11 protein-coding genes are annotated in these 13,831 nt (G+C 73.3%); 7 read left to right on the top strand and 4 right to left on the bottom strand.

The features are described from left to right. Positions 1–22: 22 nt before the first annotated feature. Positions 23–3,013, bottom strand: coding sequence for a beta-N-acetylglucosaminidase domain-containing protein (locus PSQ21_RS10130; RefSeq protein ID WP_274030108.1), 2,991 nt, complete (start codon positions 3,011–3,013; stop codon positions 23–25). A 353-nt stretch (positions 3,014–3,366) separates the two neighbouring features. On the opposite strand from PSQ21_RS10130, the gene PSQ21_RS10125 reads away from it, so the two are divergent. The 5 genes from PSQ21_RS10125 (at position 3,367) to alc (ending at position 8,486) form a co-directional block, all read left to right on the top strand. After that, positions 3,367–3,678 carry a hypothetical protein gene (locus PSQ21_RS10125; RefSeq protein WP_274030107.1) on the top strand — a complete coding sequence of 104 codons (312 nt, stop codon included), beginning with the start codon at positions 3,367–3,369 and terminating at the stop codon, positions 3,676–3,678. Beyond that, a complete protein-coding gene (malQ, locus tag PSQ21_RS10120; protein ID WP_274030106.1) occupies positions 3,679–5,925 on the top strand; it encodes a 4-alpha-glucanotransferase in 2,247 nt (748 codons plus the stop codon). It abuts the gene before it with no gap. Between the two features lie 77 nt (positions 5,926–6,002). Further along, on the top strand, positions 6,003–6,215 hold the full coding sequence (locus PSQ21_RS10115) for a hypothetical protein (RefSeq protein WP_032793216.1): 213 nt from the start codon (positions 6,003–6,005) through the stop codon (positions 6,213–6,215). A gap of 142 nt (positions 6,216–6,357) precedes the next feature. Next, entirely contained in the window at positions 6,358–7,266 is a 909-nt protein-coding gene (locus tag PSQ21_RS10110; RefSeq protein WP_274030105.1) for a LysR family transcriptional regulator, read from the top strand. A 65-nt stretch (positions 7,267–7,331) separates the two neighbouring features. Beyond that, positions 7,332–8,486, top strand: coding sequence for an allantoicase (gene alc / locus PSQ21_RS10105; protein WP_274030104.1), 1,155 nt, complete (start codon positions 7,332–7,334; stop codon positions 8,484–8,486). Between the two features lie 95 nt (positions 8,487–8,581). Here the strand turns inward: alc and PSQ21_RS10100 are convergent, their stop codons facing one another. Continuing rightward, on the bottom strand, positions 8,582–9,115 hold the full coding sequence (locus PSQ21_RS10100) for a hypothetical protein (protein ID WP_274030103.1): 534 nt from the start codon (positions 9,113–9,115) through the stop codon (positions 8,582–8,584). Positions 9,116–9,328: 213 nt separating this feature from the next. Beyond that, the gene (gene pepN, locus PSQ21_RS10095) at positions 9,329–11,905 is read right to left on the bottom strand and encodes an aminopeptidase N (RefSeq protein WP_274030102.1); all 2,577 of its coding nucleotides are present in this window, start codon (positions 11,903–11,905) and stop codon (positions 9,329–9,331) included. A 103-nt stretch (positions 11,906–12,008) separates the two neighbouring features. Between pepN and PSQ21_RS10090 the strand changes: the two genes are divergently transcribed. After that, on the top strand, positions 12,009–12,233 hold the full coding sequence (locus tag PSQ21_RS10090) for a ribbon-helix-helix domain-containing protein (RefSeq protein WP_274030101.1): 225 nt from the start codon (positions 12,009–12,011) through the stop codon (positions 12,231–12,233). A gap of 16 nt (positions 12,234–12,249) precedes the next feature. After that, complete coding sequence (locus tag PSQ21_RS10085; RefSeq protein WP_274030100.1) at positions 12,250–12,573, top strand: type II toxin-antitoxin system PemK/MazF family toxin; 324 nt, start codon at positions 12,250–12,252, stop codon at positions 12,571–12,573. Positions 12,574–12,643: 70 nt separating this feature from the next. Here the strand turns inward: PSQ21_RS10085 and PSQ21_RS10080 are convergent, their stop codons facing one another. Beyond that, positions 12,644–13,672, bottom strand: coding sequence for an aspartate-semialdehyde dehydrogenase (locus PSQ21_RS10080; protein ID WP_274035698.1), 1,029 nt, complete (start codon positions 13,670–13,672; stop codon positions 12,644–12,646). Between the last annotated feature and the right edge of the window lie 159 nt (positions 13,673–13,831).

The raw sequence follows: 13,831 nt of genomic DNA, 5'->3' as shown, positions 1-13,831 counted from the left end.
CGGGCCTTCGCCGTCCTCCGCGTCAGTCGTCGGCGACCGCGTACGCCTCCACCGACCAGAGCGAGTAGCCGTACTCCGTCGCCCGGCGCTCGCCCTGGATCCGGATGAACCGGGTGTCCTTCGCGTCCATCCGGACCGACTCGCGCCCGCCCCGGCCCTCCGTCACGGTCGCGGCGGTGCGCCAGACGCGGCCGTCGGCGGAGACCTGGACGCGGTAGCGGGAGGCGTACGCGTCCTGCCAGTTCAGCACCACCTGTCCCAGGCGCACCGGCGCCGGCAGCTCGGCCCCCCACCAGGCCCCGTCCTCCACCGGCGAGGACCACCGGGTCTCCGGATCGCCGTCGGAGGCGGCCGACGCGGGGAAGTCCGGGGTCTCGTCCCCGGACGACGAGGCCTTCGCCGTACGCGCCAGATCCGGGCCCGCCGTACGCGGGAAGGCCCGCACGGTCAGCGTGGACTCCTGGCCGCCGAAGGTCAGCGGAACCTCGTACTCGCCCGCCGGGGTGTCCGCCGGGACGGTGATGTCCACGGGCACCTCCGTACGTGACCCGCGCGGCACGGTCGTCTGCTTCGGGACCCGCACCTCGATGCCCTCGGGGGCCTTCGCGGTGAGCTTGCCCTTCACCTCGACCGGGCGCCGCCCGGCCAGCCGCGCCGCGACCCGCTGGGGCTCGCCGCCGATCTCCGCGTCCGTCTCGCCGTGCTTCAGGTCGAGCGTGGCGGCGGGCTCGTCGCCGAACCACGGCACCAGGGCGCGCACCTGCGGGGACCCCGCCACGACGGCGGGGGCGGGGGGCAGGGTGGGACTCAGGTAGGAGGGCGGGGAGGTCCGGGCGGCCTCCGGCACGGTGACCCGTACGGCGTCCGCGCGCAGCCCCTTCGCGGCGGTCTGGGTCCACCCGCTCGGCGAGAGCTTCCCGAGGGCCCGCCACCCCTCACCCGGCACGTGGGCCTCCACGACCGCGTCGGTGAGCGCGGCCCCGGGCTCGGCGAGCGCCGTGACGGCCTCCACCGGGCGCGGCCCGGCCAGCCGGACCGTATAGCTGTGCGCGTCCTTCGCGACCCGGCCCGACGCGCGGTCGGTGCCGTTCCACCCGGCGGACACCTTCGCCACCTTGTCCAGGAACGGGTCCAGCACGCCCTCGCCGACCGTGGCCCGGCTCGCCCCGATCTCCTCGCGCAGCGGCTCCAGGGCCAGTTGGACGCGCCAGGCGGCGGCACCGTCGCCGGCGGCCTGGGCCTGGAGCAGGTCCACCGCCAGCTCACCGGCCCGGCCGTAGCGGGCCAGCTGCTCCGTCCAGGGGCGCACCTCGTCGGTCAGCCGGCCCTCCGCGGGGGTCTTCAGCCGCTCGGGGGCCCCGCGCATCACGGAGAAGGCGGCCCGCAGCTCCGCCGCCGCCCGGTCGCGGCGGGAGGCGTCGGCGCGGGAGCTCCAGAACGCGTCGAACAGGGGCTTGAGGTAGGCCGACTCCTGGGCGCCGAGCACCGAGCCCGCGCTGTTCCCGGCCAGCGCCAGCAGCGCCTCCCGGGCGCCCGCGTCCCCGCCCGCCAGATCCTCGATGGCCGCCCGCCACGACTCGTCCGGGCGGTACCCCCTCGGGTTCCAGGCGAAGTCGGCGGCGGTGAACAGCGGGATCCGCGAGGCGGACGCCTGCTCCATCGCGTTGGCCAGCAGCGCCGCCGACCCGCTCGCCACCGCCGGGTCCCGGCCGGTGTACGGGCCGAGGAAGATGCGGTCCTGGGCGTAGTCGTTGACCGGGTAGTTGTCCATCGTCACCAGCGGATGGCGGAACGCGGTGCGGGCCCCGGCCAGTTCACCGCCGGTGATCTTCTTCGGCACCACCCCGACACCGGTCCAGGCCACCTGCACCCGGTCGTCCAGCTCGGCCGCCAGCGCGGTGCGGTAGTCGGTGGCCCCGTCCTGGTAGAACTCCGTCGGCAGCACCGACAGCGGGGCGGCGTCCGGGTGCCGTTCCTCCAGATGCCGGGCGAGGGCGTTCGCGACCCGGGCCTGGGCGTGGGCCGCCGCCTTCGGGCCGCTGCCGAAGGTCTCCCCGTCCAGGTCGCAGTGCCACTCGCTGTAGCTGACGTCCTGGAACTGGAGCTGGAAGACCCGGATGCCCAGCGCCCACATGGCGTCGGTCTTCTTCGTCAGCGCCCGGAGGTCCTGGTCCGAGGCCATGCACATCGCCTGACCGGGAGAGACCGCCCAGCCGAGCGTGACGTGCTCGGCGCGCGCCCGCTCGGCCAGCGCCCGGAAGTCGTCCCGCCTGTCGGCCGGGTACGGCTCGCGCCAGCGCGCCAGCCGGTAGGGGTCGTCGCCCGCCGCGTAGAGGTAGCGGTTCTGCTTGGTGCGGCCCATGAAGGAGATCTGGGCGAGCCGCTCCTCGCGGGTCCACGGCTCTCCGTAGAACCCCTCGGCCATGCCGCGTACGGCGGTTCCCGGCCAGTCCCGTACCGTCACGCCGGCCACCGAGCCGTCGACGATCAGCTGGCGCAGGGTCTGGACGGCGTGGAAGAGGCCGTCCGCGCCGAGCCCGTCCACCGCGACGGTGGCGCGTCCGGAGACCTGGCCGACCGCGATCCGGTAACCGCCCGAGGGCAGATCGGCCCGGTCGGGAGCGCGCAGCGCCCGCAGTGCCTCGCCGGCTCCGCTGCCGCCGATCCGGACCACGGGCCCGCCGCCCGGCAGGCTCTCGTGCAGGGTCCGGACGCCCGCCCCGCGCAGCAGTGAGCGCGTCTGCCCGACGGCGTACGGGTCGGCGTCCGGCGCGGCGACGAGGGTGGCCTCGGTGCCCAGCTCCACGGCGGGCCCGGTGGCCTTCATGCTCTGCGGGCGGGGCCACACGGACGGGGTCCGCGCGCTGTCGGCGCGGTCGGCGGCTCCGGCGACGGGCCTGCCCGGATCGGCGGGAGCGGCTGTCGCGGCCGGAGCGACGGAGACGGACCCGAGGAGTCCGCCGATCACGGCGGCCGCCACGGCCGTCGCCTGCCTTCTGCGCCCGATCCGCACGTCGCGCTCTCCTTCGTAACGACCAACCGCCGGCGATGGACCGCCGTGCCGAACGCCTCGGACCGCGGGCGGTGGCCCCGACGGGGTCCGAGCCCACCACCCGGGCGCGAGGGTGTCAATGCGCATGGCCGTTCCGCCGCATTTGCCGGGAATAGCGATGCCTTCGAGCCCTGTGGGGCTCGTGTGGCGGCCGGGAGTGGCTGAAAACGGCCTATTCCTGCCGTCCGGGGGAACGAGATGTGACCCAGAGCACGTTGGGCTCGTTGTCATAACGCCTGCATCACGTCCACGTCTGCCACGGCGAGGCTTGGGTAGGTCTGCTGTGTCCTGTTCTCCATGGCCAGGAGGCCACCATGCCCGCTGCCGCGCAGCTTCTGCTCTCCGCCCTCTCCAAACAGGTACCCACGCAGTCCGCATCCGCACCCCTGACCAGCGAACTTCCCCTCGCCGAGGTCGCCCACCTGATCAGCGGGCCGCCGCTCGCCGATGTCTCCCTCCTGCTCGGTGAATCCTCGTTCGCCGATTCCGCGCCGCTGACCAGCGAGCCGCCGCTCGCCGATGCCACCCCCCTCACGAGCGAGCCGCCGCTCGCCGCCGTCGCCCCTCTGACCAGCGAGCCGACCGCCCCCGGCACCGCAGGGGGCATGGAGTTCCCAGGAGTCTGAATGGGCTTGTCCCGGCTCGCCGCACTGCACGGTGTCGCCACCTCCTACTCCCCGTCGCCGGATGTCACGGTGTCCGTCCCCGACGACACGGTCATCGCCGTGCTCGCCGCGCTGGGCGTCGACGCCGGCACTCCGGCGGACGTACGGAAGTGCCTCGTCGCCGCGGAGTCCCGCTCACGCCTGCTGCCGCCGACCGTGGTGGTCTGGGCCGGCGAGCCCCTGCCGCCCGCCCTGTCCGGGCTGCCGCCCGGCTCGACCGTCACGGTCGAGCCGGAACCGGCCGAGGCCCCGGGAGACCCCTCGGGCCGCCCGTCCGCGCCGCTGAGCATGCGGACCCGCGCGGCGGCTCCCGCCGCGTCCACGACGCCTCCGGGCGCCTCCGCGACACCGGTGACGGCGGGGACGCCCCCGGGAGCCGCCGCGCCCGTGCCGCCCCGGGGGAGTGCCGCCACCGCGTCCGCGCCGCACCCGCAGCGCGCCGACGGGAAGCCCAACGCTCCGGCCGCCGTCCCCACCTGGTGGACTCCGCCGCCCCCCGGCGTCCACCGCCTCCACGTCCGTACGCCGGACCACCTCCGTGCCACGGCCACCCTCGTCGTCGCCCCGGCCCGCGTCCCGCAGCCGCCCGAGCGGTCCCACGGCTTCCTGGTCCAGCTCTACTCCCTGCTCTCCGCCCGATCCTGGGGCATGGGCGACCTCGGCGACCTGGCGGACCTCGCCGCCTGGTCCGGGCGGACCGTCGGCTCCGGGTTCGTCCAGGTCAACCCGTTGCACGCGGCCGTCCCCGGACGCCCCACCGACCCGTCCCCGTACCGCCCCTCCTCGCGCCGCTTCCCCGACCCGGTGCACCTGCGCGTCGAGTCGATCCCCGAATACGGCCTCGTCCGCGACCGGGCCGCCCTGGACGACCTCCGGCAGGACGCCGCGGCCCTCAGCGAGGCCGTGCTGAACAAGGGCGCGCTGATCGACCGGGACGCCGTCTGGGAGCTGAAGCGGCAGGCCCTGGAGCTGGTCGTCGCGGTGCCGCTCACCCCCGGCCGCCGCGCCGCCTACTGCGACTTCCTGGCCGAGCAGGGGCAGGCGCTGGAGGACCACGCCCTGTGGTGCGCGCTCGCCGAGGTGCACGGCCCCGACTGGCACGCCTGGCCCGAGGCCCTGCGCGACCCCCGCTCCCCGGGGACCGCCCGCGCCCGCACCGAGCTGCTGGACCGGGTCGACTTCCACTGCCGCCTCGCCTGGCTGACCGCCACCCAGCTCGCCGAAGCCCAGCGGGCCGCCGAGGACGCCGGGATGGGCGTCGGGATCGTCCACGACCTCGCCGTCGGCGTACACCCGGCCGGCGCCGACACCTGGGCCCGGCAAGAGGCCTTCGCCCACGGCATGTCCGTCGGCGCGCCCCCCGACGCCTTCAACGCGCGCGGCCAGGACTGGGGCCTGCCGCCCTGGCGCCCCGACGTCCTCGCCGCCACCGGTCACGCCGCCTACCGGGGCCTGCTGCGCGGGCTGCTGGCCCACGCCGGGGCCCTGCGCATCGACCATGTGATGGGCCTGTTCCGGCTCTGGTGGGTGCCCGAGGGGCGCCCTCCCACCGACGGCACGTACGTCGCGTACGACGCCGAGGCGATGCTCGCCGTCCTCGTGCTGGAGGCCCACCGGGCCGGGGCCGTCGTCGTCGGCGAGGACCTCGGCACCGTCGAGCCCGGCGTCCGCGAGGCGCTCGCCCGGCGCGGCGTGCTCGGCACCTCGGTGCTCTGGTTCGAGCGCGACTGGGACGGCGACGGACGCCCGCTCGCCCCGGAGAAATGGCGCCGGGGCTGCCTGGCCACCGCCACCACCCACGACCTGCCGTCCACCGCCGCCCGGCTGACCGGCGACCATGTGACGCTGCGCCACCGCCTCGGCCTGCTCACCCGCTCCCTGGAGGAGGAGCTGACCGAGGACGCCACCGACACCGCCGAGTGGCTCGCCCTCCTGGCCCGGCTGCGGATGCTCCCCGAGGGCGACGGCGACGAGGAGGCCGCCGTCCGCGCCGTCCACCGCTTCCTGCGGCGCACCCCCGCCCGGATGACCGGCGTCTGGCTCCCCGACACCGTGGGCGACCGCCGCCCGCAGAACCTCCCCGGCACCTGGGACCAGTACCCCAACTGGCGCCTCCCGGTCGCCGACGCCGAGGGCCGTCCGGTCACCCTGGAGGAGATCACCGTCTCACCCCGGCTGCACGCGCTGATGGACGTCCTGCGGACCTGAAGGCCCCGTACGGCACCCCCGGGCGAGCGCCGCCCCCAGGCGTTCGCTACGTTGGCACCGTGGAAAAGATGAACGCTATGCGCGCCGGCGTCGTTGCGGCCGGGACGACGCTGATGATGCTGCTCATGTCGAGCCCGGCGCTCGCGCTCACGCCCGACGACGGTGACGACCCCGCTCCGCGCCTGAGCGCGATCGAGACCATCGGTCTCTACGTCGTCGCGCCCATCGCCCTGTTCGTGGTGATCACGGGCCTGGTCATGGTCCTGGACAAGTCCAAGAAGCAGGTCTGACCCGCACACGTACGCCATGCGCGAAGGGTGCGCCGCCGGTGGGAACCACCGCGCGGCGCATCTGCGCGTCCGGCCCCGGACATCGACGGGCGTACGGCCCGGGGCAGGAGCACGGCCCGCGCCGGGCCGGTAGGTTGCGCCCATGACCGAGTGGGACGTCAAGAAGCTCCGCATCCTGCGCACCCTGCGCGACCGGGGCACGGTGACGGCAGCCGCCGAAGCGCTCCTGATGACCCCCTCGGCGGTCTCCCAGCAGCTCACCAACCTGGCCAAGCAGCTCGGCGTGGACCTCCTGGAGGCCCAGGGCCGCCGGGTCCGCCTCACCGACGCCGCCCACCTCGTCCTGCGCCACGCGGAGGCCGTCTTCGCCCAGTTGGAGCGGGCGGAGGCCGAACTGACCGGCTATCTGCAGGGCGAGGCGGGTGAGGTCAGGGTCGCCGCGTTCTCCACCGCCGTGCCCGCCCTCGTCGTCCCCGCCGTCCGGCTGCTGCGCGCCGGGGACCGCCCGGGGCCCGACGTACGCGTACGGGAGGCCGAGGCCGCCCAGGCCTACGAGCTGCTCACCGCGGGCGAGGTGGACCTGGCCCTGTCGCTGGCCGCCCACGCCCCCACCGCCCGGGACCCCCGCTTCAGCCTCTTCCCGCTGCTCGCCGACCCGCTGGACGTGGCGCTCCCCGCCGACCACCCGCTGGCCGGCGCCCCCGCCCTGCGCCTCGCCGACCTGGCCGCCGACCGCTGGATCTTCGGCGGCTCCGGACCCTGGTCCGAGATCACCACCGCCGCCTGCGAGGCGGCGGGCTTCGTCCCCGAGCAGGCCCACAGCGCCGCCGGGTGGACCGCGATCCTCGCCCTGGTCGAGGCGGGCATGGGCGTCGCGCTGGTCCCCCGGATGGCCGCCCGGGAGCGTCGCGAGGGCGTGGTGATGCGGGTGCTGGAGGCGGACCGGCCGCGCCGCCACGTGGTGGCGGCGGTCCGGCACGGCGCTTCGAGCGGACCGGCGGTGGCCCGGGTCCTCGCGGCACTCACCGACGTGGCCAGATCATTCAGCTGAGCTGAAAGATATCTGCGAAAACTTTCGATGGACCTGACGGGTCCGGTGGCGCGAAGGTAGGAGCCATGACCTTCGACGCGAGCGAGACCACATTCCAGGACCCCGACACCGACCCCCACGCCAACGACGCCGCGCCCTACGGCGGCGGCGACCCCTACGCCGACTACCGCGAAGCCGGGGACCTCCCCTTCACCGAGCTGGTCGACCTCGCCGACCGCCGCCTGGGCGCGGGCGTGATCGCCGCCAACGACGAGTTCTTCGCCGAGCGCGAGAACCTCCTGATCCGCGAGCGCGCCGTCTTCGACCCCGAGCACTTCGGGCACAAGGGCAAGATCATGGACGGCTGGGAGACCCGCCGCCGCAGGGGAGCGGACGCCGGGACCCCCTTCCCCGCCCCCGAGGACCACGACTGGGCCATCGTCCGCCTCGGCGCCGCCGGAATCGTCCGCGGCCTGATCGTCGACACCGCCCACTTCCGCGGCAACTACCCGCAGCGCGTATCGGTGCAGGCCACCTCCGTCGAAGGCGCCCCGAGCCCCGAGCAGCTGCTCGCCGACGACGTGAAGTGGGAGGAGATCCTCCCGCCCACCCCCGTGCGCGGCCACGCCGCCAACGCCTTCGAGATCACCGGCGGCCGCCGCTACACCCACCTGCGCCTCTGCCAGCACCCCGACGGCGGCATCGCCCGCCTCCGCGTGCACGGCGAGGTCGTCCCGGACCCGGCCTGGCTCGCCGCGCTCGGCACCGTCGACCTGATCTCGGTTCTCAACGGCGGTACGTACGAGGACGCCTCCGACCGCTTCTACTCCTCGCCCACCCAGATCATCCTGCCGGGCACCTCCCGCAAGATGGACGACGGCTGGGAGAACCGCCGCCGCCGGGTCCGCGGCACCAACGACTGGGTCCGCTTCCGCCTCCCCGCCCAGGGCGCGGTCCGCGCGATAGAGATCGACACCGCCTACCTCAAGGGCAACTCCGCCGGCTGGATCGCCCTCCAGGGCCGCAACGGCGACACCGGCGAATGGTTCGAGATCCTCCCGCGCACCCGCCTCCAGCCCGACACCCTCCACCGCTTCGTGCTGCGCGCCCAGGCCGTCGTCACCCACGTCCGCCTCGACGCCTTCCCCGACGGCGGGGTGGCCCGGATGCGGCTGCACGGCACGCTCACGGAGTCGGGCGCGGCCGAGCTCACCCGCCGTTACGAGGAGTCCGGCGCGTGAGCGCGTAACCCCGCGGCACCCCTTGAGCTCCCGCCCGGCGGACGGCTGCGCTCCCGCGCCCGCCCGCCGGGCGGTTTCCAACCGGTCCGGGCGGCTCAGGCGGCGTACGCCGTGAAGCGCAGCGTCTTCGCCAGCACCTGCCAGGTCCCCCACGCGAACACCCGGTTCACCCCGTTGCAGAAGGCCTCGCCCGTGCAGTCGGTGGGCCGGTCCTGCCAGGCCCGGACCGTCAGGGAGTGGAAGCCGAGGGTCCGCGAGAAGGCGAAGCGGATGTGCATGTCCCGGCCCAGCTGGTGCCCCGGCAGCGTGTTGATCTGGAAGAAGGCGTCCCCGATGTACTCCACCTCGACAGGATTGCCGCCCAGCAGCTCGCACCGTGCCCCCGCCCGGATCCGCCCCGCGCAGCCGCCGCTCACCGGGAACAGCCAGAAGTGGTCGGTCAGCTGCTTCCGGACGTCGTCCGCGCCGGTGAACGGATGCAGCCCCAGGCTGTAGCCGTACGTGTAAAGGCCGTAGCAGCCCGCCGGGCCCGCCCGGCAGTCCGGCCGGGCGGCCACCGGGGCGGCGGGGCCCGCCAGCAGTCCCGCGCAGAGCGCCAGCGCGACCGGTACGGAGGCGAAGCCGGGCATCCGGACCCTCCCGTGGCCTGCGGCCGAAGTTTCCTGCGACGACCCTTCGGACCGTAGGCCACGGGAGCCCCCGCCGCGCGCGGACGGCCCCCGAACGCGTGAGGACCGGCCGCTCGCCCTGGCGCCGCGACCGGAGTGACGGGCCGCCGGAACCGAAGGGGCGCCCCCTCCGCCGCGGCGAAGAGGGCGCCCCTCGTGGTCCTGTGCGAAAGGTCAGGCCGTGGCCGCCGCCGCGTCCGCCGCCTGCGCCTTCAGCGCGCGCTCCACACCGGACCGCGACTCCGACATCAGCCGGCGCAGGGCCGCGCTCGGCTCCGCCGAGGCCAGCCAGGCGTCCGTGGCGTCCAGCGTCTTCTGGGAGACCTGGAGCGCCGGGTAGAGGCCCACCGCGATCTGCTGGGCCATCTCGTGGCTGCGCGAGTCCCAGACGTCCTTCACCGCGGCGAAGAACTTCTCCGTGTACGGGGCCAGCAGCTCGCGCTGGTCCGTCTGGACGAAGCCGCTGATGACCGCTTCCTGGAGCGAGTTGGGCAGCTTGTCGGACTCCACGACCGAGGCCCACGCCTCGGCCTTGGCCTCCTCCGACGGCATGGCCGCCCGCGCGGAGGCCGCGTGGCGCTCGCCCGCCGCTGTCCTGTCGCGCTCGTACTCGGCGGCGATCTCCTCCTCGTCCAGCAGCCCGGTGGCCGCCAGCCGCTGCACGAACGCCCACCGCAGCTCGGTGTCGACGGCCAGGCCCTCGATGGTCTCCGTGCCGTCCAGCAGCGACTGGAGCAGGTCCAGCTGCTGCGGGTTGCGGGCCGTCGCCGCGAAGGCACGGGCCCAGGCGAGCTGGTGGTCGCTGCCCGGCTCCGCCGCGCGCAGGTGCGCCAGCGTCGCGTCGGTCCACTGGTTGAGCGCGCCCTCACGGGTCTCCGGCGCCGCGTACAGGTCGAGTGCCAGCTTCACCTGGCGGTGCAGCGACTGCACGACGCCGATGTCCGACTCCTTGCCGATGCCGGAGAGCACCAGCGCGAGGTAGTCGCGGGTCGCCAGCTCGCCGTCGCGCGTCATGTCCCAGGCCGAGGCCCAGCTCAAGGCGCGCGGCAGCGACTCGGTGAAGTCGCCCAGGTGCTCGGTGACGACCCGCAGCGACTCGGCGTCGAGGCGCACCTTCGCGTACGAGAGGTCGTCGTCGTTGAGCAGGACGACCGCCGGGCGGGCCTTGCCCACCAGGGCGGGCACGTCGGTGCGCTCGCCGTCGACGTCCAGCTCGATCCGGTCGGTGCGCACGAGCTTGCCGTCCGCGTCGAGGTCGTAACAGCCGATGGCGATGCGGTGCGGGCGCAGCGTCGGCTCGCCCTTCGCACCGGCGGGCAGCGCGGGCGCCTCCTGGAGCACGGTGAACGAGGTGACGTGACCGTCGGCGTCGGTCTCGATCTCCGGGCGCAGGATGTTGATGCCCGCCGTCTCCAGCCACGCCTTCGACCAGGTCTTCAGGTCGCGGCCGGAGGTCTTCTCCAGGGCGCCCAGCAGGTCGGAGAGGCGGGTGTTGCCGAAGGCGTGCGCCTTGAAGTACGCCTGCACGCCCTGGAAGAACGCGTCCTTGCCGACGTACGCCACGAGCTGCTTGAGCACCGAGGCGCCCTTGGCGTACGTGATCCCGTCGAAGTTGACGAGGACGTCGTCCAGGTCCTGGATGTCCGCCATGATCGGGTGCGTGGAGGGCAGCTGGTCCTGCCGGTACGCCCAGGTCTTCATGGAGTTGGCGAACGTGGTCCAGGAGTGCGGCCACTTCGATCCCGCGGCGTCCGCCTGGCAGGCGATCGAGGTGTAGGTGGCGAACGACTCGTTCAGCCAGAGGTCGTTCCACCACTCCATCGTCACGAGGTCGCCGAACCACATGTGGGCCAGCTCGTGCAGGATGGTCTCGGCCCGCACCTCGTACGCCGCGTCCGTCACCTTGGAGCGGAAGACGTACTGGTCGCGGATGGTGACCGCGCCCGCGTTCTCCATCGCGCCCGCGTTGAACTCCGGGACGAAGAGCTGGTCGTACTTGGCGAACGGGTACGCGTAGTCGAACTTCTCCTGGAACCACTCGAAGCCCTGCCGGGTGACGGCGAAGATGTCGTCCGCGTCCAGGTACTCCGCGAGCGAGGGGCGGCAGTAGATGCCGAGCGGGACGGACTGGCCGTCCTTCTCGTAGCTGCTGTGCACCGCGTGGTACGGGCCCACGATGAGCGCCGTGATGTACGTGGAGATGCGCGGCGTCGGCTCGAAGGTCCAGACGTCGCCCGCGGGCTCCGGCGTCGGGGAGTTCGAGATGACCGTCCAGCCGGACGGGGCCTTCACGGTGAACGCGAAGGTCGCCTTCAGGTCGGGCTGCTCGAACGAGGCGAAGACGCGGCGCGCGTCCGGGACCTCGAACTGTGTGTACAGATAAGCCTGTTCGTCGACCGGGTCCACGAACCGGTGCAGGCCCTCACCGGTGTTGGTGTACGCGCAGTCGGCGACGACCTTCAGCTCGTTGGCGCCCTCACGCAGATGCGGCAGGGCGATCCGCGCGTCGCGGAACACGGCGGCCACGTCCAGGTCCTTGCCGTTCAGCACCACATCGTGGACGGCCGGGGCGACCAGGTCGATGAACGACTGGGCCCCCGCCTCCGCGCAGTCGAAGCGCACGGTGGTCACGGACCGGTAGGTGCCGCCCTCCTGCGCTCCGGAGAGGTCGAGATCGATCTCGTACGCGTCCACGGTCAGCAGGCGCGCCCGCTCCTGTGCCTCTTCGCGGGTCAGATTCGTGCCAGGCACGCGGTCATCTCCTTCGATGGTGACGTTTCGGATCATCCTTCCATGTCCGGCCCGGCCCGACGATGGGTAGCACCCATGTTCCTACCCCGGTAGCATCGGTGGTATGAAGATCAGTGTGAGTCTGCCGCAGGAGGATGTCGCCTTCGTCGACGAGTACGCGAGGAAGACCGACGCGGATTCCCGGTCCGCCGTCATACACGCCGCCATCGAGCTGTTGCGTACCGCGGGTCTGGAAGCCGAGTACACAGAGGCGTTCCAGGAGTGGGACGCGAGCGAGGACGCCGCTCTCTGGGACCGCACCGTGGCCGATGGGCTCACCGATGCGTAGGGGCGACATCCACCTCGTGGACCTGGAGCCCGCGCGGGGGAGCGAAGCCAACAAGGTGCGCCCTGCAGTGATCGTTTCCAACAACGCCGCCAACCGGTCGGTCGAGCTGACCGGCAGGGGCGTCGTCGCCGTGGTGCCCCTGACCTCGAACACCTCAAGAGTCCTCAGCTTTCAGGTGCTTCTCGCAGCGAAAGAGAGCCAACTTCCGCAGAACTCCAAGGTCCAGTGCGAACAGATCCGGGCCGTCTTCCCCGATCGGGTACTGAAGCGAATCGGTGAGGTCCCCCGCCAGCGCATGGCCGAGATCGACGCGGCCCTCCGCCGCCATCTCGCGCTCTGACCCCACGCAGGCGAAGGGGCGGCCACCGGTCACCGGTGGCCGCCCCTTCCCGTACGCGTGACGCCGCGCCTCAGCCCTTCAGCTCGGCCGCCACCAGCTCCGCGATCTGCACGGCGTTCAGCGCCGCGCCCTTGCGGAGGTTGTCGCTGGAGACGAACAGCGCGAGACCGTGCTCGACCGTCTCGTCGACCCGGATGCGGCCCACGAAGGAGGCGTCCTTGCCGGCCGCCTGGAGCGGGGTCGGGATCTCCGAGAGCTCGACGCCCTCGGCGTCCTTCAGCAGCTCGTAGGCGCGCTCGACGCCGATCGGGCGGGCGAAGCGGGCGTTGATCTGGAGCGAGTGGCCGGAGAAGACCGGGACCCGGACGCAGGTGCCGGACACCTTCAGCTCCGGGATCTCCAGGATCTTGCGGGACTCGTTGCGGAGCTTCTGCTCCTCGTCCGTCTCGAACGAACCGTCGTCGACGATGGAGCCCGCCAGCGGCAGCACGTTGAAGGCGATCGGACGCTTGTAGACGGTCGGCTCGGGGAAGTCCACGGCCTCCCCGTCGTGGGCCAGCTTCTCGGCGTCGGCGACGACCTTGACCGCCTGGCCGTGCAGCTCGGCGACCCCGGCGACCCCGGAACCGGACACGGCCTGGTAGGAGGCGACGGTCAGCGCTTCGAGACCGGCCTCGTCGTGCAGCGGGCGCAGCACGGGCATCGCGGCCATCGTCGTGCAGTTCGGGTTGGCGATGATCCCCTTCGGGCGGACCTTCGCCGCGTGCGGGTTGACCTCGGAGACGACGAGGGGGACCTCGGGGTCCTTGCGCCAGGCGGAGGAGTTGTCGATCACCACGGCGCCCTGGGAGGCGACCTTCTCGGCCAGCGCCTTCGAGGTCGCGCCGCCGGCGGAGAACAGCACGATGTCCAGGCCCGTGTAGTCGGCCGCGGAGGCGTCCTCGACGGTGACGCCGGAGCCCTTGAAGTCGATCGTGGAGCCCGCGGACCGGGCGGAGGCGAACAGCCGCAGCTCGTCGACCGGGAAGTCCCGGTCGGCCAGGATCCTGAGCATGACTGTGCCGACCTGACCGGTGGCGCCGACGATTCCGACCTTCACGAGGACTCCTCTGTTCTGCACGTCCGGAGTCTGTCCGGCCGTGCGTCTGTGCGGCCCGTTTGCCGCTCCATGATGCGTATGTCCTGGCCCGCCTTGTCCAATCCATTGTCCGACCTGCGGACTCCCCGCGCGAGGACCGCGGATCGCGCGACGTCCGTG

Source organism: Streptomyces sp. MMBL 11-1, from assembly GCF_028622875.1.
In the GTDB taxonomy this organism is placed as follows: Bacteria; Actinomycetota; Actinomycetes; order Streptomycetales; family Streptomycetaceae; genus Streptomyces.
The sequence above is the reverse complement of the archived record's forward strand: the minus strand, read 5'-3'. Positions and strand labels throughout refer to the sequence as shown.